Source organism: Mycobacterium sp. ZZG, assembly GCF_054786995.1.
The window spans coordinates 55,415-78,507 of record NZ_JBTBFV010000021.1; the positions used below are offsets into that span (position 1 = coordinate 55,415).

23 protein-coding genes are annotated in these 23,093 nt (G+C 67.9%); 12 read left to right on the forward strand and 11 right to left on the reverse strand.

Going from position 1 to position 23,093, the window contains the following annotated elements; all coding sequences use genetic code 11:
* The first annotated feature begins 22 nt into the window (after positions 1–22).
* Positions 23–1,435 carry a GTPase HflX gene (hflX, locus tag ACXMYJ_RS14135; RefSeq protein WP_260751730.1) on the forward strand — a complete coding sequence of 471 codons (1,413 nt, stop codon included), beginning with the start codon at positions 23–25 and terminating at the stop codon, positions 1,433–1,435.
* Between the two features lie 223 nt (positions 1,436–1,658).
* Positions 1,659–2,984, forward strand: a complete 1,326-nt coding sequence (locus tag ACXMYJ_RS14140) for a DEAD/DEAH box helicase (RefSeq protein WP_260751732.1) — start codon at positions 1,659–1,661, stop codon at positions 2,982–2,984.
* On the opposite strand, the gene ACXMYJ_RS14145 is transcribed toward ACXMYJ_RS14140, so the two are convergent.
* On the reverse strand, positions 2,957–5,251 hold the full coding sequence (locus tag ACXMYJ_RS14145; RefSeq protein ID WP_460356990.1) for a molybdopterin guanine dinucleotide-containing S/N-oxide reductase: 2,295 nt from the start codon (positions 5,249–5,251) through the stop codon (positions 2,957–2,959). The two genes, ACXMYJ_RS14140 and ACXMYJ_RS14145, sit on opposite strands and share 28 nt — an antisense overlap.
* 103 nt (positions 5,252–5,354) lie before the next feature.
* Here ACXMYJ_RS14145 and ACXMYJ_RS14150 point away from each other — a divergent pair, with 103 nt between their 5' ends.
* Positions 5,355–6,530: an acyl-CoA dehydrogenase family protein gene (locus ACXMYJ_RS14150; protein WP_260751735.1), complete on the forward strand. Its 1,176-nt coding sequence runs from the start codon at positions 5,355–5,357 to the stop codon at positions 6,528–6,530.
* A gap of 172 nt (positions 6,531–6,702) precedes the next feature.
* Entirely contained in the window at positions 6,703–8,799 is a 2,097-nt protein-coding gene (locus ACXMYJ_RS14155; protein WP_260751737.1) for an LGFP repeat-containing protein, read from the forward strand.
* A 13-nt stretch (positions 8,800–8,812) separates the two neighbouring features.
* On the opposite strand, the gene lexA is transcribed toward ACXMYJ_RS14155, so the two are convergent.
* Positions 8,813–9,499 (reverse strand): transcriptional repressor LexA, encoded by a 687-nt coding sequence (lexA, locus tag ACXMYJ_RS14160; RefSeq protein WP_460356993.1) that lies wholly within the window; start codon positions 9,497–9,499, stop codon positions 8,813–8,815.
* A 246-nt stretch (positions 9,500–9,745) separates the two neighbouring features.
* Here lexA and ACXMYJ_RS14165 point away from each other — a divergent pair, with 246 nt between their 5' ends.
* On the forward strand, positions 9,746–10,216 hold the full coding sequence (locus tag ACXMYJ_RS14165; protein ID WP_443188381.1) for a LysM peptidoglycan-binding domain-containing protein: 471 nt from the start codon (positions 9,746–9,748) through the stop codon (positions 10,214–10,216).
* 177 nt (positions 10,217–10,393) lie between these two features.
* A complete protein-coding gene (gene nrdR / locus ACXMYJ_RS14170) occupies positions 10,394–10,858 on the forward strand; it encodes a transcriptional regulator NrdR (RefSeq protein ID WP_260751741.1) in 465 nt (154 codons plus the stop codon).
* Between the two features lie 4 nt (positions 10,859–10,862).
* On the opposite strand, the gene ACXMYJ_RS14175 is transcribed toward nrdR, so the two are convergent.
* From ACXMYJ_RS14175 to ACXMYJ_RS14185, 3 genes are read right to left on the reverse strand one after another with little or no spacing between them, the layout of a single operon-like run.
* The gene (locus ACXMYJ_RS14175; RefSeq protein ID WP_260751742.1) at positions 10,863–11,549 is read right to left on the reverse strand and encodes a PhzF family phenazine biosynthesis protein; all 687 of its coding nucleotides are present in this window, start codon (positions 11,547–11,549) and stop codon (positions 10,863–10,865) included.
* A 35-nt stretch (positions 11,550–11,584) separates the two neighbouring features.
* The gene (locus tag ACXMYJ_RS14180) at positions 11,585–12,607 is read right to left on the reverse strand and encodes an alpha/beta fold hydrolase (protein ID WP_260751743.1); all 1,023 of its coding nucleotides are present in this window, start codon (positions 12,605–12,607) and stop codon (positions 11,585–11,587) included.
* Between the two features lie 41 nt (positions 12,608–12,648).
* A complete protein-coding gene (locus ACXMYJ_RS14185; protein WP_260751744.1) occupies positions 12,649–13,638 on the reverse strand; it encodes a proteasome assembly chaperone family protein in 990 nt (329 codons plus the stop codon).
* 225 nt (positions 13,639–13,863) lie between these two features.
* Here ACXMYJ_RS14185 and ACXMYJ_RS14190 point away from each other — a divergent pair, with 225 nt between their 5' ends.
* Both ACXMYJ_RS14190 and ACXMYJ_RS14195 read left to right on the forward strand, forming a co-directional pair.
* Positions 13,864–14,622 carry a trypsin-like serine peptidase gene (locus ACXMYJ_RS14190; RefSeq protein WP_260751745.1) on the forward strand — a complete coding sequence of 253 codons (759 nt, stop codon included), beginning with the start codon at positions 13,864–13,866 and terminating at the stop codon, positions 14,620–14,622.
* A 96-nt stretch (positions 14,623–14,718) separates the two neighbouring features.
* Positions 14,719–15,768 (forward strand): DUF4192 domain-containing protein, encoded by a 1,050-nt coding sequence (locus ACXMYJ_RS14195; RefSeq protein ID WP_260751746.1) that lies wholly within the window; start codon positions 14,719–14,721, stop codon positions 15,766–15,768.
* Positions 15,769–15,791: 23 nt separating this feature from the next.
* Here the strand turns inward: ACXMYJ_RS14195 and ACXMYJ_RS14200 are convergent, their stop codons facing one another.
* The 3 genes from ACXMYJ_RS14200 to ACXMYJ_RS14210 all read right to left on the reverse strand — a co-directional run bounded on the left by ACXMYJ_RS14200 (position 15,792) and on the right by ACXMYJ_RS14210 (position 18,163).
* Entirely contained in the window at positions 15,792–16,481 is a 690-nt protein-coding gene (locus ACXMYJ_RS14200; protein ID WP_260751748.1) for a metal-dependent transcriptional regulator, read from the reverse strand.
* 158 nt (positions 16,482–16,639) lie between these two features.
* On the reverse strand, positions 16,640–17,599 hold the full coding sequence (gene sigB, locus ACXMYJ_RS14205; RefSeq protein WP_036368877.1) for a sigma-70 family RNA polymerase sigma factor SigB: 960 nt from the start codon (positions 17,597–17,599) through the stop codon (positions 16,640–16,642).
* Between the two features lie 147 nt (positions 17,600–17,746).
* Positions 17,747–18,163, reverse strand: a complete 417-nt coding sequence (locus ACXMYJ_RS14210) for a DUF3099 domain-containing protein (protein ID WP_443188399.1) — start codon at positions 18,161–18,163, stop codon at positions 17,747–17,749.
* Between the two features lie 89 nt (positions 18,164–18,252).
* Between ACXMYJ_RS14210 and ACXMYJ_RS14215 the strand changes: the two genes are divergently transcribed.
* Positions 18,253–18,489: a DUF3039 domain-containing protein gene (locus ACXMYJ_RS14215; RefSeq protein WP_443188383.1), complete on the forward strand. Its 237-nt coding sequence runs from the start codon at positions 18,253–18,255 to the stop codon at positions 18,487–18,489.
* Here the strand turns inward: ACXMYJ_RS14215 and ACXMYJ_RS14220 are convergent.
* Positions 18,479–19,567 (reverse strand): YihY/virulence factor BrkB family protein, encoded by a 1,089-nt coding sequence (locus ACXMYJ_RS14220; protein ID WP_443188384.1) that lies wholly within the window; start codon positions 19,565–19,567, stop codon positions 18,479–18,481. The two genes, ACXMYJ_RS14215 and ACXMYJ_RS14220, sit on opposite strands and share 11 nt — an antisense overlap.
* Positions 19,568–19,594: 27 nt before the next feature.
* Positions 19,595–19,786: a DUF7455 domain-containing protein gene (locus ACXMYJ_RS14225; RefSeq protein WP_067960391.1), complete on the reverse strand. Its 192-nt coding sequence runs from the start codon at positions 19,784–19,786 to the stop codon at positions 19,595–19,597.
* A gap of 133 nt (positions 19,787–19,919) precedes the next feature.
* Between ACXMYJ_RS14225 and ACXMYJ_RS14230 the strand changes: the two genes are divergently transcribed.
* On the forward strand, positions 19,920–20,285 hold the full coding sequence (locus tag ACXMYJ_RS14230; protein ID WP_460357004.1) for a DUF952 domain-containing protein: 366 nt from the start codon (positions 19,920–19,922) through the stop codon (positions 20,283–20,285).
* 7 nt (positions 20,286–20,292) lie between these two features.
* On the opposite strand, the gene ACXMYJ_RS14235 is transcribed toward ACXMYJ_RS14230, so the two are convergent.
* Complete coding sequence (locus ACXMYJ_RS14235) at positions 20,293–20,649, reverse strand: RidA family protein (RefSeq protein ID WP_460357017.1); 357 nt, start codon at positions 20,647–20,649, stop codon at positions 20,293–20,295.
* 82 nt (positions 20,650–20,731) lie between these two features.
* Here ACXMYJ_RS14235 and ACXMYJ_RS14240 point away from each other — a divergent pair, with 82 nt between their 5' ends.
* Together ACXMYJ_RS14240 and ACXMYJ_RS14245 are read left to right on the forward strand one after the other, a co-directional pair.
* Positions 20,732–21,514: a hypothetical protein gene (locus tag ACXMYJ_RS14240; RefSeq protein ID WP_460357007.1), complete on the forward strand. Its 783-nt coding sequence runs from the start codon at positions 20,732–20,734 to the stop codon at positions 21,512–21,514.
* A gap of 223 nt (positions 21,515–21,737) precedes the next feature.
* Positions 21,738–23,093, forward strand: a 1,356-nt coding sequence (locus tag ACXMYJ_RS14245; protein ID WP_460357010.1) for a hypothetical protein, incomplete at its 3' end; no start/stop codon positions are given.

Sequence of the window (23,093 nt, forward strand, 5' to 3'; positions counted from 1 at the left end):
TCGTGCGAATCTTGATTCGCTTATGACCTATCCCGAATTCCCCAACGACAATCCCAGCGTCGGCGAGCTGGCCCTCGAGGACCGCACCGCGCTGCGGCGGGTGGCCGGGCTGTCCACCGAGCTGACCGACGTCTCCGAGGTCGAATACCGGCAGCTGCGCCTGGAGCGCGTCGTGCTCGTCGGTGTGTGGACCGAGGGCAGCGCCGCCGACGCCGACGCCAGCCTGGCCGAACTGGCCGCCCTGGCCGAAACCGCCGGCTCCGAGGTCCTCGAAGGCCTGATCCAGCGGCGCGACAAACCGGACCCGTCGACCTACATCGGCTCCGGCAAGGCCGCCGAACTGCGCGAGCTCGTGGTGGCCACCGGCGCCGACACCGTGATCTGCGACGGCGAACTGAGCCCCGCGCAGCTCAACGCGCTGGAGAAGGTCGTCAAGGTCAAGGTCATCGACCGCACCGCGCTGATCCTCGATATCTTCGCTCAGCACGCCACCAGCCGGGAAGGCAAGGCGCAGGTGTCGCTGGCGCAGATGGAGTACATGCTGCCGCGCCTGCGAGGCTGGGGTGAGTCGATGTCCCGGCAGGCCGGCGGCCGCGCCGGCGGCGCCGGCGGCGGCGTCGGCACCCGCGGTCCCGGCGAGACCAAGATCGAGACCGATCGACGGCGCATCCGGGAACGAATGTCCAAGCTTCGCCGCGAGATTCGCGAGATGAAACAGGTCCGCGACACCCAGCGCGGGCGCCGGGTGGCCAACGACGTGCCATCGGTGGCCATCGTCGGCTATACCAATGCCGGTAAGTCCAGCCTGCTCAATGCCCTCACCGGTGCCGGTGTGCTGGTCGAGAACGCGCTCTTCGCCACCCTCGAACCCACCACCCGCCGCGGGGAACTCGCCGACGGACGCGAGTTCGTGCTGACCGACACCGTCGGGTTCGTCCGGCATCTGCCGACCCAACTGGTCGAGGCGTTCCGGTCCACGCTGGAAGAGGTCGCCGACGCCGACCTGTTGCTGCACGTCGTGGACGGTTCCGACGTCAACCCGCTGGCACAGATCAACGCGGTGCGGCAGGTGGTCAACGACGTCGTCGCCGAGACCGATGCGCCGGCCCCGCCGGAACTGTTGGTGGTCAACAAGATCGACGCCGCCGAAGGCCTGACCCTGGCGCAGCTGCGCCGGGCGCTGCCGGGCGCGGTGTTCGTGTCCGCCCACACCGGTGACGGTCTGGACCGACTGCAGGCCCGGATGGCCGAGATGATCGCGCCGCGCGACACCGTGGTCGACGTCACAATCCCTTACGACCGCGGCGATCTGGTCAACCGGGTGCACGCCGAGGGGCGCGTCGACGCCGTCGAGCACAGCGAAAGCGGGACCAGGATGAAGGCGCGCGTGCCGATCGCGCTTGCCGCCGGATTGGCCCCGTACGCAACCTACTGACCACCACGAATGCGCTGAGTCGGACGCCGTCGGTTACGATCGTTGCGACGTCGGCTGCGGACCACCGGAGCAGGTGCCCGTTTCACACAGCGCCGACGACCATCTCCACCAGACATTGTTGTGGCGACTTCGCCACGGTGTGCGCACTCCGCCTGACGGTCCCCGTCGCGGCTGCCGGGCACACGCTGCCCGACAACGCCGAAACGACAGGAAGACCTTCACGATGACCATGCAGTCCTTTGCCGATCTCGGCGTGCCCGCGGCCCTGGTGAGCTCGCTGGCCGCCCGCGGTATCGCCGAGCCGTTCCCGATCCAGGCGGCCACGCTGCCCGACTCGCTCTCCGGGCGTGACGTGCTGGGCCGCGGAAAGACCGGCAGCGGAAAGACTCTCGCGTTCTCGCTGCCGCTGGTGGCGCGACTTACCGGCCGCCGCAGCCAGCCCTCGCGCCCGACCGGCCTGGTGCTGGCGCCGACCCGAGAACTGGCCACCCAGATCACCGCCACGCTGGAGCCGCTGGCGGCCGCATCCGGGCTGCGCGTGACCACGATCTACGGTGGTGTCGCGCAGAGCCGCCAGGTCTCCGCGCTGCGCTCCGGCGTCGACATCGTGGTGGCCTGCCCGGGGCGTCTGGAAGATCTGATGCGGCAGAAGCTGATCAGCCTCGATGCGGTCTCGACCACCGTGATCGACGAGGCTGACCACATGGCCGATCTCGGCTTCCTGCCCGGCGTCACCCGCATCCTCGCGGCCACCCCGGCCGGCGGACAGCGGCTGCTGTTCTCGGCCACCCTGGACAACGGCGTCGACAAGCTGGTCCGGCGCTTCCTGGCCGACCCGGTGCTGCACTCGGTCGACGAAGCCGCCGAGGTGCCCGCCCAGATGACCCACCACGTGTTCCATGTCGGCGGCGTGCAGGAGAAGCGGGAGCTGGTGCACCGGCTGGCATCGGGCACCGGCCGGCGAATCCTGTTCATGCGCACCAAGCATCAAGCGCGCAAACTGGCCAAGCAGCTCACCGAGTCCGGCGTGCCGTCGGTGGACCTGCACGGCAATCTGTCCCAGCCGGCCCGCGAGCGCAACCTGGCCGCGTTCTCCAGTGGAGACGCGCGCGTCCTGGTGGCCACCGACATCGCCGCTCGCGGTGTGCATGTCGACGGCGTCGAGCTCGTCGTGCATGTCGACCCGCCGATGGAACACAAGGCCTACCTGCACCGCTCCGGGCGCACCGCACGCGCGGGCAGCGACGGTGACGTGGTCACGGTTGTGCTCCCTGAGCAGCGCAAGGACACCCAGCAACTGCTGCGCCGCGCCGGGATCACGGTGCGTCCGCGCGACGTCGACGCCGACTCGGCAGAGGTGCACGCCCTGGTCGGTGAGATCGCACCGCTGCGGATTCCCGGCCCTGCGCCCGCGGCGAAACCCGCTGCCCGCAAGCAGGAACACCGCGGCGCTGACCCGCGCCGGGGTGGACCGTCGCGTAGCGGTCGCGGGCCGCGGCGGCGCGGGCCGCGCCAGGGCGCTCAGCGCACGGCGAACACCGGCGGCTGATGCGCGCACACCGGCGGAGCTACGCCGGTGTACTTCTCGATCTGCACCAGCACATGCGCCCCCGTGCATCCACGCGCCAGTGCTGAGGTGCCGACGTCCTCGGTGAGCATGTTCGGGTTGCCGTGCACGCACATCGAGTCCGGGTCGGCCGGGTCGGCCGGATCGAACCACGCACCGGTGGACAGTTGCACCACCTGCGGACGGACCCGCTCGTCGAGCACCGCCCCCGCCAGGCAGGCACCGCGGTCGTTGAACACACGCACCACGTCTCCGTCGGTGACGCCGCGCGCCGCGGCGTCTGTCGGGTGCATCCGGACCGGCTCCCGGCCCGCGACTTTCGAGGCCTGGCTGACCGCCCCGCCGTCGAGCTGCCCGTGCAGCCGGCCGGCTGGCTGGTTGGCGAGCAGGTGCAGGGGATACCGCGTGGCACGCGGACTGCCGAGCCACTCGGACGGTTCGAACCATGCCGGATGGCCGATGCAGTCGTCATAGCCGAATCCGTCGATGTCGGCAGAGAAGATCTCGATCCGTCCGCTGGGGGTGGCCAACCGGTGGGCCACCGGGTCGGCGCGGAAGTCGGCGAGCAGGGTCAGTCCGTCTTCGGTGGGCAACCGCAGCCGGCCTGCCCGCCAGAACTCCTCGAACGGGGGGACCTCGAAATTCAATGTCCACGACCACTTCTCGTACAGATGGCGCAGCCACTGCCGCGAGGTGCGGCCCTCGGTGAAGGTCTCCCCGACGCCGAGTCGGTGCGCCAGCGCGGCGAAAGTGTCGTAGTCGTCCCGGGATTGCGCGTAGGGCGCGGTGAGCCTCGGCATGGCCATCAGCACCGGGTCGTTGCGTGAGCCGGAGAAGTCGTCGCGTTCGGCGAACGTCGTTGACGGCACCACGATGTCGGCGTGCTTGGCCATCGGTGTCCAGTACGGTTCGTGCACCACGACGGTGTCCGGCCGGTGGAGCGCGCGACGCAGCCGGGGCAGATTCTGGTGATGGTGGAACGGATTGCCCCCGGCCCAGTAGACCAGTCTGATATCCGGGTAGCGCAGGCGCAGCCCGTTGTAGTCGAACGGTGCGCCGGGGTGGAGCAGCATGTCGCTGACGGCGGCCACCGGGATGAACGTCGTCACCGGATTGACGCCTTGAGGCAGGCGCGGCAGCCCGCAGCGCAGCGGGGCCAGGCCCGGTTCGTTCATCGACCCGTAGCCGTGGCCGAATCCTCCCCCGGGAAGCCCGATCTGGCCCAGCATCGCGGCCAGTGTCAATCCCATCCAGGGCGCCTGCTCACCGTGGCGGGTGCGTTGCAGCGACCAGCTCACCGTCACGATGGTGCGGTTGGCCGCCATCCGGCGGGCCAGAGCGGTCAGGTCGCCGGCGTCCAGCCCGCAGATCGGTGCGGCCCACTGCGGCGATTTCGGTATCCCGTCGTCGGTGCCGAGCAGATAGCGCTCGAACCGGTCGTACCCGGTGCAGTAGGCGGACAGAAACTCGCGGTCGGCCAGGCCCTCGGTGGCCAGCACGTGGGCCAGTGCCAGCATGATCGCGACGTCGGTACCCGGAACCGGTGCGTACCACTGGCATTCGCCGTCGACGTCGTCACGCAACGGCGAGAACGACACGAGGCGCCCGCCGCGGTCCCGGAACCGGTTCAGTGCCTCGCGGGCCGGGTGTTCGGTGGTGCCGCCGTGATTGACGCCGGTGTTCTTCAGCGCTATCCCGCCGAAACACACCAGCAGATCGGTGTGTTCGACGATGACGTCCCACTGGCTGGAGCGCTTGAACAGGTCGTCGTGGGTGCCGACCACGCGGGGCATGATCACCCCCGTCGCTCCCAGGCTGTAGGAGTGGCGTGAAAAGGTGTATCCGCCAATGCAGTTCAGGAATCGATGAACCTGGCTCTGGGCGTGATGAAAGCGCCCGGCGCTGGACCAGCCGTAGGAACCGCCATAGATCGCCTCATTGCTGTGGGTGTCGACGATCCGGCGCAGTTCATCGGCCAGACGCTCGGTGAGCTCCTCCCATGACACCGCGACGAACTCGTCGGCGCCGCGGCGCGAACTCGGACCGGGTCCGTTGTCGAGCCATCCGCGCCGTATCGCCGGGGCGGTGACTCGGGAGGCGTGCCGGATCGAGCCCGGCAGGTTGCCCAGGGCCGGTGAAGGATCGCGGTCACCGGGAAGCGGTGCCACCGATGCGATGTCGCCGTCGGCCACGGTGGCCCGGAATGCTCCCCAATGAGTGAGGCTGGTCTGAGCTGCGGCCACGGCCATGAGTCTAGGCCGCGCCGCGCGGCCAGCAGGTCCGACCAACCATCCGGTTGGATGGGGTACCTTGGCGGCAACTGTCCGCACCGACCCCGACGGAGACGTTGTCATGGGCGCACCCGAAGCCACGCCAGTCATCGCCTACCAGCGCACGCTGTTCGAGCCCGAACACGAAATGTTCAGGGAGTCGTTCCGCACCTTCCTCGAACGGCACGTCGCGCCACAGCACGAGGAGTGGGAGAAGAACAAGCTCGTCGACCGGGACGTGTGGCTGGAGGCGGGCAAGCAGGGCTTCCTCGGTATGGCGGTGCCCGAGGAGTACGGCGGCGGCGGCGTCGACGACTTCCGCTACAACACGATCATCACCGAGGAGATCACCGCGGGCCGCTACAGCGGTCTGGGCTTCAGCCTGCACAACGACGTGGTGGCGCCGTATCTGATCAGACTTGCCACCGAGGAGCAGAAGCAGCGGTGGCTGCCGAAGTTCTGCAGCGGCGAGTTCATCTCTGCCATCGCCATGACCGAACCGGGTACCGGCAGCGATCTGCAGGGCATCAAGACCCGCGCGGTCAAAGACGGTGATCATTACATCCTCAACGGCGCCAAGACGTTCATCACCAACGGAATTCACTCCGATCTGGTCATCGTGGTGGCCCAGACCGACCCGGACAAGGGTGCCCTGGGTTTTTCGCTGCTCGTGGTCGAGCGCGGGATGGAGGGTTTCGAGCGCGGCCGCAAACTCGACAAGATCGGCCTGGATGCACAGGACACCGCGGAGTTGTCGTTCACCGACGTCAAGGTGCCCGCGGAGAACCTGCTCGGCGAGGAGGGGCAGGGCTTCATCTACCTGATGCAGAACCTGCCGCAGGAACGGATCAGCATCGCGATCATGGCGGCCGCCGCGATGGAGGCCGTGCTCGGCGTGACGCTGCAGTACGCCAAGGAGCGCAAGGCATTCGGCAAGCCGATCGGCAGCCAGCAGAACAGCCGTTTCCTCCTTGCCGAGCTTTCCACCGAAGCCACCGTGGTGCGCATGATGGTCGACGAGTTCATCAAGCTGCATCTGGAGGACAAGCTCACCGTCGAGCAGGCCGCGATGGCCAAGTGGTACTCCACCGAGAAGCAGGTCCACCTGATCGACCGCTGCCTGCAGCTGCACGGCGGCTACGGCTACATGCGTGAGTACGACGTGGCCCGCGCGTACCTGGACGCCCGCGTGCAGACGATCTACGGCGGTACCACCGAGATCATGAAGGAGATCATCGGACGCAGTCTGGGCGTCTGACGGGGGCCGGATCGGCGACAGCGCGCAGCTGACGGGCATATTCTTGGCCTGGATTCGGCGAGGTGACTTGGTTATCGACGTCCACTGAAGCAGAGTGAACGCACGCGGTAACTTTCTCAGAATTTTGCGTGGAGCTTGCACGAGGACCAGTCGCCGACCGCGGGGAGGAAGAATGAGCCGGCAGCCGATGCTGCGCCTACGTTTGGTCGGTCGTCTGACGGTCGGGCTGCTGGGGGTCGCCACCGCGCTCCTGCTGGCCCCGTCCGCGGCGGCGCAACCCGAGGCCGAAGCAAACGATGCGATCACCGCGGCCTGGCAGGCCGGCGGTGGCGACACAGGGCCGTTGGGTCCGAAATCGGGTGACGTGTATCCGGCCGGTGACGGCTTCGCTCAGAACTTCGCGGCGGGCAAGATGTTCTTCACCCCGGCCACCGGTGCGCACTTCATGCAGGGTGCCATCCTGGAGAAATACGAGTCGCTGGGTGGGCCTGCCGACAGCGACCTGGGATTCCCGACCATCGACGAAGGCCCGGGTCGCGCACCCGAGAGCCGCAACAGCACGTTCAGTGCGTCGGACAAACCGGTGATCTTCTGGACGCCGGCAACCGGCGCGAGGGTGGTCCGCGGACCGATCAACGCCGCGTGGGACAGGCTCGGCGGTTCCTCCGGCGTGCTCGGCGTGCCCTCCGAGGACGAGACCTACAACGGTTCCGTAGTGAGTCAGAAGTTCACCGGTGGCGAGCTGTCGTATGACTCCAGCGCCAAGAAGTTCACCACGGTGCCGCCCGAGCTGGCCGGCCAGCTCGGCGACCTCGTCATTGCCGACGACCCGGTCGCGGCGATCAACGCCGCACGCCGCGCCGCGGGCGGCGCCCTCGGCCCGCTCGGAGCTGCCGAGGGTGAGCCGTACCAGATCGGCTCCGACGGTATGGGCCAGGACTTCGTCAACGGCAAGATCTTCTACAGCCCGCAGACCGGAGCCAACGTCGTCACCGGCCAGGTGCTGGAGAAGTACGAGAGCGTCGGCGGTCCAGAAGGTGATCTGGGTTTCCCGATCACCAGCGAGCAGAACGGCGGACTGGCGCCGGCGAGTCGCATCAGCGCCTTCGCCGCGGACGACAAGCCGGTGATCTTCTGGACGCCCGACCACGGCGCGGTGATCGTGCGCGGCGCCATGAACGCGGCGTGGAACAAGCTCGGCGGTGCGACCGGGGAGCTTGGCGCGCCGGTCGCCGATCAGACGCAGACCGGTGATGTGATCACCCAGCGGTTCGCCGGTGGCGCGATCTCGTGGGATACCACAACGCAGAAGTTCAGCACCGAACCCGCCGGTCTGGCTCCGCAACTGGTCGGTCTGGAGGTGCCCGGCGCCCAGGCCCCGCAGGCACCGCCGCCGACATCGCAGCCCTCGGAGAACAGCGAGAGCTCCGGGCTGAAGTGGACCTGGTGGTGGCTGCTGGCCATCGTCCCGCTTGTGCTGTTGGCCGCTCTGGTCGGCTTCGCGGTGCTGCGCACCCGTGGTCGTCGCCGCGACGACGACCTGCTCGGCCGTCTGGGCGCCCCGGACGGCCACGCCTATGAGCCGGTACCGTCGGGTGCCGGCGCGCAGGCCCACGAGGACGGCCGGGAGGACGAACTGTTCGGGGACCGGTACGCCCGCGAGGGTCTGGGATCGCTGGGCTCGGCGGCGCCGGCGTCGAGCGAGGATTTCCGGTCGGACGTGCAGGGCTTCTGGGGGGCGCAACCCGGCGAAGATCAGAACGAGCACGGGCCGGCCGCCGACTCCGGCGACGCGCAGGAGGATCCCGACGCCGTCGACACCGCGCCGACACGGGTGCTGACACCCGAGGCCGAAGCACCCTCGCACGATGTGGTCGACGGCGGCCGTGGCGACGCGCACGACATCGTGGCCGAGCAGACAGAGTTGGACGCCGACCGCGAGCCGCTCATCGCGTCGGTCGGTGAGCCGGTCATCGCACCTGCCGACGAACCTGTCAACGTCGCCGCGGCACCACCGGCGCGCGATCCCATGGCCGACACCGGACGTCACGCGCGCATCGACGTCGACGAGCCGCTGCCGCTGGGCACCGCACTGCACATGCCCTTCGACGACCCGGGCGAGATCCCCGAGGGCTATCCGATCAAGGCCGACACCAAATCTGGCCTGTACTGGACGCCGGACAGCGGCGACTATCACGACGCCCCCGTCGAGATCTGGTTCGCCACGGAGGAGATCGCGCTCACGAACGGCTTCGTACGCGGCGAGTAGGCCGTCCGACCGGTCAGACCTTGCGGATGACCGTCACGACCTTGCCGAGCACCACGGCGTCGTTGCCCGGGATCGGGTCGAAGGCTGGATTGTGCGGCATCAGCCAGACCTGACCGCGGGTGCGTTTGAACGTCTTGACGGTGGCTTCGCCGTCGATCATCGCCGCCACGATGTCGCCGTTGTCGGCGACGTTCTGCTGTCTGACCACGACCCAGTCGCCATCGCAGATCGCCGCGTCGATCATGGACTCTCCGACAACCTTGAGCAGGAACAGCGAACCCTCGCCGACCAGCTCACGGGGCAGTGGGAAGACGTCCTCGACGGCCTCCTCGGCCAGGATCGGTCCACCGGCGGCGATGCGGCCGAGCACAGGCACGAACGTGGGTTCGGGTAGCGAATCCGAACCGGCGACGTCCGTCCCGACGACCGGTGTGGCGTTGTCGTCGGCCCCGCGGACGTCGACCGCCCGCGGCCGGTTGGGATCGCGGCGCAGATACCCCTTGCGCTCCAGCGTGCGCAACTGGTGGGCCACCGACGACGTGGACGTCAATCCGACCGCGTCACCGATCTCCCGGATGCTGGGAGGGTAGCCGCGGGTGGTCACGGACGCACGGATGACTTCGAGGATCGTTTGCTGACGCTCGGTCAGACCCGAATCGCGGCCGCGGCCGCCGGTGCTGTCATTGCTGTCGTCGCTCATGTGCCCGAATGTAGCCCGGTCACGGCCGATAATCAAACATGTGTTCGAGGCGTGTCGCATGCCGGCGGCCGAGGCCGGGATCCCGCGGAGGCTCTCCGGTGATGCCCTGGAGGCAACGACCCGGACGTGTCGGTGCCTTCGGTTAGCGTTCGCAACAGTTCGATCACGCGTTCTATTCATCGAACAGATGATCGACTATCGTTCGAACACAAGAGCGAAACACTTCTCGGATCGAAAGGCGAACTGATGACCATTCTCGACGACCGCGCGACATGGAACGAGTTCGAGCGGGCACCGCGCCTGCAGGTGACCGCGGGCCGGGTCCGGCCGGCGCGGCCGGGCCGGCGGTCTCCGTCCCGACGGCCCGGCGCTGCGCCGGTGCGACACCGGGGGACCGGCGTGCTGATGTCGCGTGCGCCGCACCGGCGCCGCCCGGTCACGCCGGCTACCACCGTATTGCTGGCGCTGGTCGCCGGCGCGATCACGCTGTGGCTGGGCCTGGTCGGGCAGTTCGGCAGTCTGGCCGCCGGCACGGCCGAGGTCCCCGGACGGCTCGCCGTGGTGCAGGTGCACAGTGGCGAGTCCCTGCACCAGGTCGCGCAGCGCGTCGCTCCCGGCGTCCCGGTCGCCGACGTGGTCGATCGGATCCGGGAGCTCAACAAACTCGAGTCGGCGGCGTTGGCCGCAGGTCAGACCCTGATCGCACCCGTCGTCTGATCGCACCCGTCGTCTGATCGCAGCCGGGATCTGATCGCCCGTGCTGCCCGAGCTCTGTGAGGACGGGGCCCGATGAGATACACCCCATGGGGTCCGGCCATGAGCCGCCCGTGTTCCACGCAGGTACGCTCAATGGCGTTCGAAGCGATTGACTGTCGGAGCGGCGAAGGAGCGGTGATGCACTGTCCTTTCTGCCGGCACCCCGATTCCCGGGTCGTCGATTCCCGAGAGACCGATGAGGGTCAGGCGATCCGCAGGCGCCGGTCGTGCCCCGAGTGTGGACGCAGGTTCACCACGGTGGAGACGGCGGTACTCGCTGTGGTCAAACGCAGTGGCGTGACCGAGCCGTTCAGTCGCGAGAAGGTCATCCGCGGGGTGCGGCGGTCGTGCCAGGGCCGGCAGGTCGACGACGACGCGCTGAATCATCTTGCTCAGCAGGTGGAGGACGCGGTCCGGGCCACCGGCTCGCCGGAGGTGCCCAGCCATGAGGTGGGCTTGGCGATCCTGGGTCCGCTCCGAGAGCTCGACGAAGTGGCCTACCTGAGATTCGCCTCGGTGTACCGCTCGTTCTCGTCAGCCGAGGATTTCGAGCGCGAGATACAGGCGCTGCGTGCCCATCGGAAGGTCACGGCCCAGAGCTGAGGCGTCACTCCAGTTGGCGCTGTCCATCGTCGACCACCCGGCCGGCGACCTGCACCCAGCCTTCGGGGCTCCATTTCGTCTCGATGATCGACCCCTCGCCCTGGACGATCGTCAGGTCTCGGCTCAGATGCTCGGTGATGCGCACCGCAGCCGCGCCGGTCGCCTCATCCTCGCGAATCCCCAGGTACGGCGCGAACATGCGCGAGCGGATGGTGCCTGCGGCCTCGTCCAGCCACGTCCACAGGTAGTGCTCGGACTCGTCGGCGTAGTCGTCGGGATCGGCGGCCGCGAGCTCTTCGAGCGAGGCCACGTCGTGGATCGAGAACACCGGAGCCCATTGCGCGCGAGCACTAGCCGAGGTCAGGTCGTGGCCGTAGCTGACCTGGACGATCCCTGCCGGTACCTGGAGTGTCTTTATCGGCATGCCGCGGTCTCTCAGCCACCACGACGCACCCACTATCGGATGCCCGGCGAACGGCAATTCGGTGGTGGGGGTGTGGATGTGGGCTTGGGCGCTGTGGGTGCCCTCTCGCGGAAGCGAGACGAAAATCGTTTCGCTGTATCCCAATTCGGTGGCGATGCGTTGCCGGTCGGCCGGGTCCACGGTAGCGGCGTCGACCACACCGAGCGGGTTCCCGAAATGTCCGTCCTTGTCGGTGAAAACGCGCAGCACTGTCACTTCGATGGCCATGAGCCCGATGCTACGTGCTCGGCGACGCCGACCGGTCAGGTTGCCGAGCGTTCGTCGCCACCCATCGCGTCGAGCACCGCCACCCGGGTGTCGACCGGGCCGGAGATGGTGCCCTCCTCGACGCCGGTGCGGAGCAGGCTGCGCAGATACTCCTGGTCGTACACGGCCGGTTCGGTGGTGTCGATGAACTTCTCGACGAGCTCGACGAAGCGGTCCGGGTCGTCGTGAAACGGGAAGTGGCCTGAGCCGCGGAAGATCTCGAGCCGGGAACCCGGCATGGCGGCGTGCGCCAGCTCCGCGTGACTGACGGGGATGACGGCATCGAGGTCACCCCAGATCAATTGCACGGGAACCGATTGCGTCAGATAACAGCGGTCGAGCATCGTGACCACCTGGCCGCGCCAGTCCACCACCGCCCTCAGCGTGCGGGCGAAGGCCGATGAGGCGGTCGGTTCGGGCAGGTCGGCCAGGATGCGCAGCATGTGGGGAATGTCGCGCCCCACCCCCGTGGATCCGAGTACCGTCCCGCTGACGCGGCCCAGCGCCTGGAGCACGGGCAGCGCCAGCGGAAGACGTAACAGGGACAGCGCTTCGCTGCCCATCGGCATCGAGGCGATGCGCAGCGCGATGTTGACGTCTTTGGTCACGCCGCCGGCGCCGACCAGTATCAGACGGTTGACCAACTGCGGAAACTGGTAGGCGAACTGCATCGCCACCCCGCCGCCGAGGGAGTGCCCGATCACCGTGACGCTGTCGATGTCGAGCACGGAGAGCAGGTCGCGCATGCCGTTGGCATAGGCCGCGACCGAATAGTCGGCCCGTGGCTTGTCCGACTTGCCGTGCCCCAGGAGATCGGGGGCGATCACGGTGAACCGTTGCGCCAGTTGGGTCTGCACGGTGCTCCATGTGGTGGAGTTGTCGCCGATACCGTGGATCAACAGGATCGCCGGTCCGGAACCGGCTACTCGAAAGGCCCGCCGGTAGCCGTGGATCGTGCAGAACTTCAGCGTCGGGGTGATCTCACGCACCGGGCGCAGGTGGGGCTTGCGGTCGGTCATGTAGCCCACTTCGTTGTCGGGACGGCTGGCAGCAGGCGGAATTACAGGCCCTCCCGCGGGTCGTCCCTGTCCTTCCGCTTCTTCTCACCGGCCTGTTCAGCGAGGAACCGCTCGAACTCGGCACCGAGTTCCTCCCCGCTCGGCAGATCCTCGTCCCGCGCCAAGAGGGACCGGTTCTCCTGAGCGGCGACGAAGGCATCGTACTGTCGCTCCAGGGCCTCCACCACTTGAGCGACCTCGGCGCTCGCGGCGACCTGCTCGTTGATCTTGTCGAACACCTCCGCGGCGGCCTGGGTCAGCTTCGCGGTGGGAATCTGCAGCAAGCCGTTCCTTGCCACTTCGGAGATCAGGGTCTCGGCCGCCGACGGATAGTCGGTCTGTGCCAGGTAGTGCGGGACGTGCACCGTGAACCCGACCACCTCGTAGCCGTGCTGGGCCATCCGGTACTCCAACAGGTTGGAGGCACTTCCGGGCACTTGGACCTCGCCCACCCACGGCTGATGCTCGCCGATCAGTTCCTTGTCGTTGGAGTGCGCGGTCAGCGTCATCGGACGGGTGTGCGGAACCGCCATCGGGATGGAGCCCAGTCCGATCACCCTGCGCACCCCGAGTCGCTCGGACAGCAGTCGCACCGCGGTGATGAACCGTTCCCAGCGCAGATCGGGTTCCAGACCCGCGAGCAGCAGGAACGGGGTCCCGACGCTGTCGTGTAGCGCGTACAAATTCAGTTCCGGCTCGTCGTAATGGGCGAAGTGGTCGGTCTTGAACGTCATCAGCGGGCGGCGGGACCGGTAGTCGAGCAGTTCGTCGATGGCGAACGACGCCACCAGTTCGGTGTCGAGCGTGTCCTTGAGGTGCTGGACAGACAATCTGATCGCATGCCCGGCATCTGAAAACCCTTCCAGCGCATGGATCAGCACCGGACCGCGACCGTCGGGTGAGGACAGCTGCGGGGACGGGAACTCGAGCTCGTACATGCCGGTCTGCTCCGGCTGATACTGCTGGCCGGGGTCGTGCTCATCGTCAGCCATCTGCCTCGCCTCCTCGCCTCGGTGACCACAACGGGTGATGCGGGTGAACCGTGAACACCAAGTGTCTCGCACGTGTCCGGCGCCGCCGCGCGGGGCCACGTGACGTCACCCATTTGTTCGAGCGCGAACACGCCGACGTGACATTCCGGCACGGTGCCCGGCGATCTACCCCGGGTGTGGGTCGCGGAAACGCCGGTGACGTCCCTGTGAGGGAAGATCGGAGGAATGGTCGACGTGAAGTCCGCGCTGGTGGTCGCGGCAGCGGTGCTGCTCACCTCATGCTCGGCCCCGGAGTACCGGCCGTCCACCGGCGTACGGCCGTCGGCGGGACCGGTGTCGCCGGATCCGCGGGTGGGAGCGGTGTTCGTCGACGGTTCGGAGTTGCACACGTGCACGGGTTCAGTGCTGAGGTCACCCGCCGGTGATCTGATCCTGACCGCGGCGCACTGCTTGTCCGATGGTGACGACGCGGTTTTCGTCCCGGGCTACGGCGCGGGCCCCACTGCGCGCGACGGGTGGCAGATCGACGCGGTCTTCTTCGACACCCGTTGGTTGGACGGCCGTGACCCCGCCGCGGACTACGCGGTCGCACGGGTCAGCCGCGACGACGGCGTGCCGCTGGCGTCGGTGGCAGGCGACGGACTGGACGTCGGGGCAGCACCCGGCCCGGGGAAGGAGGTGACGGTCATCGGGTATCCGTCGGGTGCCGGTGGTCCGCAGGTCTGCCGGGCCCCGGCCGTGCCGGAACGGCAAGGTTTCCCGACCCTGCACTGCGATGGGGTGGTCAACGGTTTCTCCGGCGCCCCCTGGATCTCCGGGGGGACGGTGACCGGTCTGATCGGTGGTCTGGACGGCGGTGGATGCGCCGACGAGGTGTCGTTCTCTCCGCCCTTCGACCAGCGACTCGCGGAGCTCGTGGCACGCGCGCAGGCCGGGGGGCCCGGAGACGAGGTGTCCGCTCCGTTCGACGACGGCTGCCCTTAAGCGCGATTCATCCCCAGATCCGATTTCATCCACAGTTGCGTGCCGCCGGGACGTCTTCGCCCGATCGGCGTCGGGGCCGGTTGCGAGGTTGGCCACATGGCCTCAACACCTCGCCCCGATCCCTCGCTCGACCGTCCCGGTGCCCTCATCGCGGCACTGCCTGCCGTCCTCGGCTTCATCCCCGTGAAATCGCTCGTTCTGACCACCATCAGCGGCGGCGATTTGGGCGCCGTCCTCCGCGCCGACCTGGGGGAGCGACCGCCCGACCAGCTGTATCGGTTGGCCGAGCTGGCGGCGTCCTCGGGTGCCGACGCAGCGGTGGCGGTGATCGTCGACGCGGAGGGCGCGTGCTGCCCGATGTGCGCCGAGGGGTACCGCACGCTGTCCGAGGAACTCGGGAGTGAGCTCGACTTCCATGGTGTCGATTTGATCGCCACCCACGTCGTCTCCGAGATCGCCGCGGGTGCGCGGTGGTACTGCGCGGACGGCTGCGGCAACTCTGGTGTTGTCGAGGACCCGACTGCGTCACCGACAGCCGTGGCCGCGGTGCTCGACGGGCGCCGCCTCTATCGGCGCCGCGAGGAACTGGTCGCCGTGGTCGCGACGGCAGACCCCGCACGCGCCGCGACCCTCGGCCGCGCAATCGAACTCGCCGGCGCGCCGGAGCCATCCCGGCCGGGGGCGGAGGCCCGCGGTGACATCGAGCACGCGTTGGCGTGCGCTGAGCAGATCAAGGGTGATGGTCGGCTTGCCGACGCAGACAAGGTGCGGTTGGCGTGGGCGCTCACCGACACCCGGGTGCGGGACACGCTCTACGCGCTGGCGGTCGGCGCCGGCGCCGGCGCCGCCGAGGCGCTGTGGGCCGAGCTCGCACGGTGCCTTCCCGAGCCGTGGCGGGTCGAAGCCCTGGTGCTGCTCGCCTTCTCGGCGTACGCACGCGGTGACGGTCCGCTGGCCGGTATCTCGCTCGACCAGGCACTGCGGGCCGATCCGGCGCACAGGATGGCGGGCATGCTGGATCAGGCACTGCAGTCGGGGATGCGGCCTGAACAGATTCGGGAACTCGCCCAGACGGGTTACCGGTTGGCGAAGCAGCTCGGCGTGCGGCTGCCGCCGCGGCGGTCGTCCGGTCGCAGGGCCGGCTAGGTAGTACGCGAGGCCGCTCTTGGTCAGACCTTCTCCACCTTGACGGCGTGTGCCATCTCGTGCGGCAGTTCGACCTGCTCGTGACCGGGAATGACGATCATGACGCCGCCGTGGTCCTTGACCTCGACCGTCACGCGGGCGTTCGGGACGACACCGGCGTCCTTGAGGCGGGCAATCAGGTCGGCGTCGCCTTGAACGTGTTCGGTCAGCTGTCGCACGACCACGGCCACCGGCATGCCGGCGGGCAGCTCGGTGAGCCGCACCAGGGCGAAGCTCTCGTTGATCTCGTCGCCGACGCCGAGCTCCGACAGTCCGGGGATCGGGTTGCCGAACGGAGAAGTGGTGGGGTTGTTGAGCACCTGAACAAGACGCCGCTCGACGTCCACGCTCATCACGTGCTCCCAGCGGCACGCCTCGGCGTGGACTTCCTCCCAGGGCAGGCCGATCACATCGACCAGGAGACGCTCGGCCAGGCGGTGCTTGCGCATCACGGCGACCGCGAGGGCGCGGCCCTTCTCGGTCAACTCCAGGTGGCGGTCACCCGCGACGTGCAGCAGCCCGTCGCGCTCCATGCGGGACACAGTCTGGCTCACGGTGGGGCCGCTCTGATCGAGACGCTCAGCGATGCGCGCGCGCAGAGGTATCACGCCCTCTTCCTCGAGGTCATAGATCGTCCGCAGATACATCTCGGTGGTATCAACCAGGTCGTTCATCGCACACCCTCCGTTCAGAGCGAGTCTACCGGCCCTACCGGCCGGAAGCGGTTCTTCCCCGAGCGACACGGGCCACACGTGCACGGGGCATGCAGAAGGCCCGCCGGAATCTCCGACGGGCCTTCGCGGGGGTGTGGTTCGAGGAAGCGGCCGCGGGGTCAGCTGGCGTACGAGCGCAGGCGGTCGGCTCGCTCACCGTTGCGCAGTTTGGCCATCACCTCACGCTCGATCTGCCGCACCCGCTCGCGCGACAGTCCGAACAGCTTGCCGATTTGATCCAAAGTGCGCGGTTGACCGTCGTCGAGGCCGAACCGCAGCCGGATCACCTGCTGCTCACGCTCGTCGAGGGTGGCCAGCACATAGCGGATGTCGGTGTGCAGCAGCTCGGAGATGACGGCGTTCTCGGCCGACATCGCCTCGGCATCCTCGATGAAGTCGCCGAGCGGCGCCTCCTCGTCGCTGCCGACGGGCATGTCGAGGCTCACCGGGTCGCGGCTGTGCTCCAGCAGGTCGGTGATCTTCTCGACCGGGATGCCAGATTCGGCGGCCAGTTCCTCGTCGGTGGCTTCGCGGCCGAGATTCTGGTGCATCTCACGCTTGATCCGGGCCAGCTTGTTGACCTGCTCGACGAGGTGGACGGGCAGGCGGATGGTGCGGCTCTGGTCGGCCATGCCGCGGGTGATCGCCTGCCGGATCCACCAAGTGGCGTAGGTGGAGAACTTGAATCCCTTGGCATAGTCGAACTTCTCCATCGCGCGGATGAGCCCGAGGTTGCCCTCCTGGATCAGGTCGAGCAGCGGCATGCCGCGGCCGGTGTAGCGCTTGGCCAGCGACACCACCAGTCGCAGGTTCGCCTCGAGGAGATGACGGCGCGCTGCCTCTCCGTCACGCACGACCGCCGCCAGATCGCGTTTGCGGTTCTCGCCCAGGCGCTTACGAGTGTCGAGCAGGTGCTGCGCGTACAAGCCCGCCTCGATCCGTTTGGCCAGCTCCACCTCATCGGCGGCGTTGAGCAACGCAGTCTTGCCGATGCCGTTCAGGTAAACCCGCACCAAGTCGGCGGCTGGGCTCTGAGCGTCCAGATCCTGGTCGATGCGGCTGGTGGTGGCATTTGCCATGGCGGCCTCCTGATTGGGTGGAACTTTCATGAGCTACAACGCCCCAAGCCCGCAAAGAGTTCCCGCACTTTCTGTGCTTCACACCTTCTGATCAGCGGCTATTAGCGCTTGACCTGAGAATGTGCTGAGAAAGACGCCAGAAAGCGCTCAGCCGGGAACGTCGCCGCGCGTATCGCCGGCCTCATGTTGCGACGCGTGCCCGGCCGCATCCTCGATTGCCGGTCGTTCGGCGGTGGGGAACAAGGGGATCCGCTGCCGGACGTCATAGCGCCGCGGCTCCTCGGCCTTGCGTGGAGGCCGGTCATTGGCGATCAGCACGGCCATCCACGGCAGCGGAATCGAGGCCACCACGATGGCCAGAGAGAGCAGACCGTTCTGCCAGACGCCGTAGGCCACCGCGGCCAGAACGAGGGCGGGGATACGAAAGGACATCAGCGTCAGATACTTGCGCACACGCTGGCGATGTTGTTCTTCGAAGGCGGGGGCGGCCCGGGTGATCAGAACCGGGCGGCCTTCGTCGTCGAAACTCAGCTCCGAGTCACGCACGGGATCACGGTGCTCAATCCGGCGTTCATACCTCCACTGTTCCACATTCGGGCCCAGGTATACCCATCGCGTTTATTACCGATTGATGGCCAGGCAGAATGAATGACATGGACACCCAGACGATCGAACGCACCGATGCCGACGAACGCGTCGACGACGGGACAGACGACGACACTCCGAAGTTCTTCCACTACGTCAAGAAGGACAAGATCGCCGAGAGCGCGGTGATGGGAACCCATGTCGTGGCATTGTGCGGCGAAGTGTTCCCGGTGACCCGCTCAGCCAAGCCCGGTTCGCCGGTGTGCCCCGACTGCAAGCGGATCTACGAGCAGCTCAAGAAGTAGCCACGTCGCCGTCGGCCGCCGGGGTGTCGGCGCCCGAGCGCGGTCCGTTGATCCCGCGAGCGTCTGCCGCGCGGGATCCGGCGGCCGGCGCCGCGCCACCGTTGCGGCTTTCCGCCTTGGCGCCCAACCAGCCCCGCACACGATTGGCGTGGGTCTGCGGTGCAGGGAATTCCTCTTCGATCGCGGCGTTCAGTTCTGCGCCGAGCATGATCGCGAAGCCGAGGAAGAATGCGAACAGCAGGAAAGCGATCGGGGTGGCCAGCGCGCCGTAGGTGTATCCAGTGCTGGTGATCCACGTCAAGTACACCCGCAGCCCCCAGGTGGCGATCAGGAACACGGTCGTGGCCAGGATTGAGCCCAGCAGCAAGCGGTGTGACGGCAACGGTTTGGGCAGGGACACGCGGTAGAGCAGGTTCACCGACACCACCAACGCGAGAAACAGCACCGGGAAGTAGGCGAAACGCAGCGCGTCGTCCCAGCTGTCCGGGATGAACTCGGCAACCTTGCGCGGACCCAACGCCAAGAACGGCGCGGTGACGATGGCGCCGACGAGCATCACCACGTAGAGCCCGAGCGCATAGAACCGCTGCCGGACCGGGTGGCGAAGCGGTGTCTGATCGTGTGCCTCGGTCACGGAGTCGACGAATGCCGAGATGGCCGAGGACCCCGCCCACAGCGAGATCACGAAACCGAGAGACACCACCTCGCCGCGGGCACCGCGAACGATGTCCCGCACCGTCGGCTCGATGATCTCGCTGACGACGTTCGGGGAGAAGAACTTTCCCGCGACAGTGATCAGCTGGCTCTCAATGGTCCCGAGTGTGTCCGGGCCGAACAACGGCGCGATGTAGGCAAGGCTGCCGAGCATGCCGAGCAGCAGGGGCGGCAACGACAGCGCACACCAGAAGGCAGCTTGAGCCGATTCCGAGAAAATCGAATCGTCCCAGCTTTTGCCGAGTGTCCGGAGTGTGATGTGCCGGATGTGGTGGCGTTGAGGTCTGGCCCGTTCGGGTTTGACCCGTCGTGGCTCCGCCTGTGGTGCGGGCCGCGCGTCCGGCCGCTCTGTCTGGTCACTCATGACCAGACCAGCATTGCCGATTCGCTGCTACGGCTCCAGCGGGCTCACTTCCAGCACCGCCGCGAGCTCGATCAACTTTGCCTCGTGCTCGTTGGCGTGATGCTGGCAGAACAACAGCTCGGCACCCGACGGAAGCTTCGCCCGCACGCGGGCCGCGGCCCCACAACGGTCGCAGCGGTCAGCCTTGGTCAATCCAGGACTGGTCAGCGTTGCGGTCATGGCACCTCCATAGGGTGGTAGCGACGTACTTCTACTCTGTCAGACGTCTGGGGTTCCGGCCTTGTTCCCCGGGGGTTTACAGGTGTGTCGTGTCTCACGACTTGTTGCGTTACCACGGTGGAAAGGCGGCCAGATGAACCCGGCACCGCGCGGGCAGGTCCTCGTGCACCTGTGCAGTGCCGCGGAGTGGGAAAGGGCGAAACGTGTGGGCGTGCATTCACCGGAGTCGCTCGACGCGAACGGCTTCGTCCATCTGTCGAGTCCCGCCCAGGTGCACCTACCGGCCAACCGGCTCTTCGCCGGACGGGCCGATCTGGTGTTGCTGCGCATCGATGCCGCACGCCTGGTCTCTCCTGTCCGCTGGGAACCTGGGATACCAACCGATCCCGATGGCATCGTGTTCCCACATTTGTACGGTCCGCTGCCGACGGAGAGTGTGATTAGCATCACTGAGTATCGCCCGGGTCCAGATGGCCGGTTCCCACCGCTGGACGATTGATCGGCATTCAGCCGGGGAGGTAGGCGTCGGCCTCGATCTCGACCGTCAGCTCCGGTGAGATCAGAGCCGCCACCTCCACCATTGTCAATGCAGGCCGGATCTCGCCGAACACCTCGGCATGCACGGCGCCGATCTGTGCCCACGAGGCGATGTCGGTGACGTAGATCCGGGTTCGCACTACGTCAGACAACGACGCGCCGGCCTCTGCCAGGGCGGTCTCGATGCGTCGCAGCGCCTTCCGCGTCTGCGCCGCCGCATCGGGACCGGACGCGGTGGTACCCGCGACCGCGATGTGCGGACCGATCCGCACCGCCCGTGAGTAGCCCACCCGGGCTTCGAGCGGCGAGTCCGACGAGATGTTCATGCGCGTGGTCACCGTGACAAAGTAAGCCAAAAGTGACACGGTGCCCGCGTAAGCCAGAACGTGACTCAATACACTGCTGCCCGTGGGCATCATCTTTGGCTTTGCACCGTGGATCGTCTACTGGGTTCTCGTGGGCAACGTGCCGTTCGTCGCCGCGGTGTTGATCGCACTGGTGGTCGCGGTGGCGGCGTTCGTCATCGCCCGAGTGACCGGCTCACCCGGGCGCACGCTTGAAATTGGCGCTCTCGCAACGTTTCTGGTGTTGACTGTGCTGACATTCGCGACGAGCCAGGCATTCATGGAGCGGTGGTTGCAGCCGTTGAGCAACGCCGGCATCTTCCTGGTGGCGCTGGTGGGTGTGCTGATCGGGCGGCCCTTTATCCGGGACTTCGCAGTGGTCGGCCAGCCCAAGCAGGTGGTCGAGAGCGAACCGTTCGCCCGGATCACCTCGGTGCTGACGTGGGTGTGGGTCGCGGCCTTCGGTGGCATGACGGTGTCGTCGGCCATCCCGCCTCTGGTCCAGGGCGACGCGACCATCCTCGACACCAGGACTCCGCTGTCGTTCATCTGCTACTGGGTCGTGCCGTTCTCGCTGCTGGGTGTGGCGGCGCTGTTGACGCGGATCCTGCCGGACCGCATGACGCCGCCGGAGGATGAGATCGTGCGTAAGACCACGTTCGTCGCATTCGCCGAGGCCGAGATCGATCAGCTGATCTATCTGGCCACCGAGCACGCCAACCGGGAGGCCGGTGCGGGCAAGGAGGCTTATGACGTCCGCATCGGATCCAAAGGTGTGCCGCTTGTCGGGGACGAGACCCGCGAGTCGTGGCCCTCGACCTACAAGGTGCGCGACCGCAAGCGCTGACGGCGATCCTCTTGTGAACGTGCGGTCCGTTCTGGCCGTACAGCCCGTTCCGGCCTCTCCTGTGGGTTCCGACGGCTCCGTCTTGTCTCCCTCTTGCGCTTCGCCCAAAGCGACCGCGGTGCCGTCAATTGACCGTTCCGTTGATTTGCCATGCTAGATTTCAGCTAATTGACATAGGCAAACATTCGGCGGAGCGCGCGTGGCAAATGGCCGAAGCGGAGCAGTGGAATCAATCGACGTGGCCGGCACGCAGTGCGCCTCGGCCGGTGCTCGGTACTGGCTGGCCGTGGGCGCCGGCGGTGTTGCGGTGATCGGCATGGGCCTGGTGGCAGGCATGCAACCGGACCCGTCACCGACGCCGGAGCGGGTCGTGCAACTGGCGTCGTTCGATTCCTTGCTGGTCCCTATTCATCCTGTACCCCAAGAGGTTTGGCTGTTCGGCACCGCTGGATCGACGAAGCGGGATCGACCGGTCGCAGCACTTACCCCGGCGGTCACTGCCAGGCCGATGATCGGTTCCGGTGGCTGGCTGATCGGCGACGGCATCGATGCCGCCGCGGATTGTCAGGGCTCGGCGTGCAACGGCGCCAACGGCGGTCTGCTCTGGGGCGACGGTGGGAACGGTGCACGCGGCGGCAAAGGTGGCAACGCTGGTTTGTTTGGCGGAAACGGCGGCCGCGGGGGCGACGGCTATCTTCCGGGCCAGAACGGCGGCGACGGCGGCCACGCCGGAATCTTCGCTTCCACAGGCAACGGCGGTGACGGTGGGCATGGTGCCGACGGCCGACCGGGCGTCGCCGGTGGCCACGGTGGCGCTGGGGGCAACGCCGGCCGGCTGCACGGCGACGGCGGCGCCGGCGGTAACGGCGGTGCGGGTGGCGCCGGACTCGACGAGGTGAACCCATCGCCGGCCGGCAGGGCGGCGACCGGCAGCCCGAACTTCCTCGGCTCGACCGGCTTTCCGTCGACCAATGCCGTCGTGGACACCGCCATCACCGGCGCATCCGGTGGACGCGGCAGGGACGGCGCCGCCGGCACCAACCATTCCGGTGGCCACGGCGGTCAGGGCCAGGGCGCCACGGGGTTCCTGGCCGGGCCCCACCAGTACACGATCAGCGGATCGGGCGGCGACGGTGGCGACGGGGCCGGCGGCGGCGTCGGTGGCAACGGCGGTGATGCGGGGTTGGCGCAGGAATCCACGCCGTTCGCCGCCGCCTTCGGAGGGCGCGGTGGCAACGGCGGCACCGGCGGTGTCGGAGCCAGGGGCGGAGACGGCGGGGCGGGCGGCTCCGTCGACATCGGACAGGCCGTCGGACTCGGTGGCGCCGGCGGCGCCGGAGGGGCGGGTGGCGCCGGGGCTGCCGGTGCTGCCGGTACTACGGGCGGCATCGGCGGCGCAGGTGGACGCAGCGGCTCACTGACCGGCAACGGCGGCGCGGGCGGTGCGGCAGGCAACGGCGGGACGGGCGGCAACGGCGCCACCGGCGGCGCGGGCGGCGCGGGCGGCTCGGGCGGCGCCGACGTGTCCGATTCCGGCAGCGGGCGGGTCCGCCCCGGGGCCGGTGGGGCCGGCGGCCGT

What these genes read in the sequence shown, in the direction of transcription:
- ACXMYJ_RS14200 (WP_260751748.1), bottom strand. Translation starts at nt 16,481, where the DNA reads ATGAACGACCTGGTTGATACCACCGAGATGTATCTGCGGACGATCTAT.
- ACXMYJ_RS14140 (WP_260751732.1), top strand. Translation starts at nt 1,659, where the DNA reads ATGACCATGCAGTCCTTTGCCGATCTCGGCGTGCCCGCGGCCCTGGTG.
- hflX (WP_260751730.1), top strand. Translation starts at nt 23, where the DNA reads ATGACCTATCCCGAATTCCCCAACGACAATCCCAGCGTCGGCGAGCTG.
- nrdR (WP_260751741.1), top strand. Translation starts at nt 10,394, where the DNA reads ATGCACTGTCCTTTCTGCCGGCACCCCGATTCCCGGGTCGTCGATTCC.
- ACXMYJ_RS14155 (WP_260751737.1), top strand. Translation starts at nt 6,703, where the DNA reads ATGAGCCGGCAGCCGATGCTGCGCCTACGTTTGGTCGGTCGTCTGACG.
- sigB (WP_036368877.1), bottom strand. Translation starts at nt 17,599, where the DNA reads ATGGCAAATGCCACCACCAGCCGCATCGACCAGGATCTGGACGCTCAG.
- ACXMYJ_RS14175 (WP_260751742.1), bottom strand. Translation starts at nt 11,549, where the DNA reads ATGGCCATCGAAGTGACAGTGCTGCGCGTTTTCACCGACAAGGACGGA.
- ACXMYJ_RS14225 (WP_067960391.1), bottom strand. Translation starts at nt 19,786, where the DNA reads ATGACCGCAACGCTGACCAGTCCTGGATTGACCAAGGCTGACCGCTGC.
- ACXMYJ_RS14235 (WP_460357017.1), bottom strand. Translation starts at nt 20,649, where the DNA reads ATGAACATCTCGTCGGACTCGCCGCTCGAAGCCCGGGTGGGCTACTCA.
- ACXMYJ_RS14220 (WP_443188384.1), bottom strand. Translation starts at nt 19,567, where the DNA reads ATGAGTGACCAGACAGAGCGGCCGGACGCGCGGCCCGCACCACAGGCG.
- ACXMYJ_RS14230 (WP_460357004.1), top strand. Translation starts at nt 19,920, where the DNA reads ATGAACCCGGCACCGCGCGGGCAGGTCCTCGTGCACCTGTGCAGTGCC.
- lexA (WP_460356993.1), bottom strand. Translation starts at nt 9,499, where the DNA reads ATGAGCGACGACAGCAATGACAGCACCGGCGGCCGCGGCCGCGATTCG.
- ACXMYJ_RS14180 (WP_260751743.1), bottom strand. Translation starts at nt 12,607, where the DNA reads ATGACCGACCGCAAGCCCCACCTGCGCCCGGTGCGTGAGATCACCCCG.
- ACXMYJ_RS14190 (WP_260751745.1), top strand. Translation starts at nt 13,864, where the DNA reads ATGGTCGACGTGAAGTCCGCGCTGGTGGTCGCGGCAGCGGTGCTGCTC.
- ACXMYJ_RS14185 (WP_260751744.1), bottom strand. Translation starts at nt 13,638, where the DNA reads ATGGCTGACGATGAGCACGACCCCGGCCAGCAGTATCAGCCGGAGCAG.
- ACXMYJ_RS14150 (WP_260751735.1), top strand. Translation starts at nt 5,355, where the DNA reads ATGGGCGCACCCGAAGCCACGCCAGTCATCGCCTACCAGCGCACGCTG.
- ACXMYJ_RS14215 (WP_443188383.1), top strand. Translation starts at nt 18,253, where the DNA reads ATGGACACCCAGACGATCGAACGCACCGATGCCGACGAACGCGTCGAC.
- ACXMYJ_RS14145 (WP_460356990.1), bottom strand. Translation starts at nt 5,251, where the DNA reads ATGGCCGTGGCCGCAGCTCAGACCAGCCTCACTCATTGGGGAGCATTC.
- ACXMYJ_RS14195 (WP_260751746.1), top strand. Translation starts at nt 14,719, where the DNA reads ATGGCCTCAACACCTCGCCCCGATCCCTCGCTCGACCGTCCCGGTGCC.
- ACXMYJ_RS14165 (WP_443188381.1), top strand. Translation starts at nt 9,746, where the DNA reads ATGACCATTCTCGACGACCGCGCGACATGGAACGAGTTCGAGCGGGCA.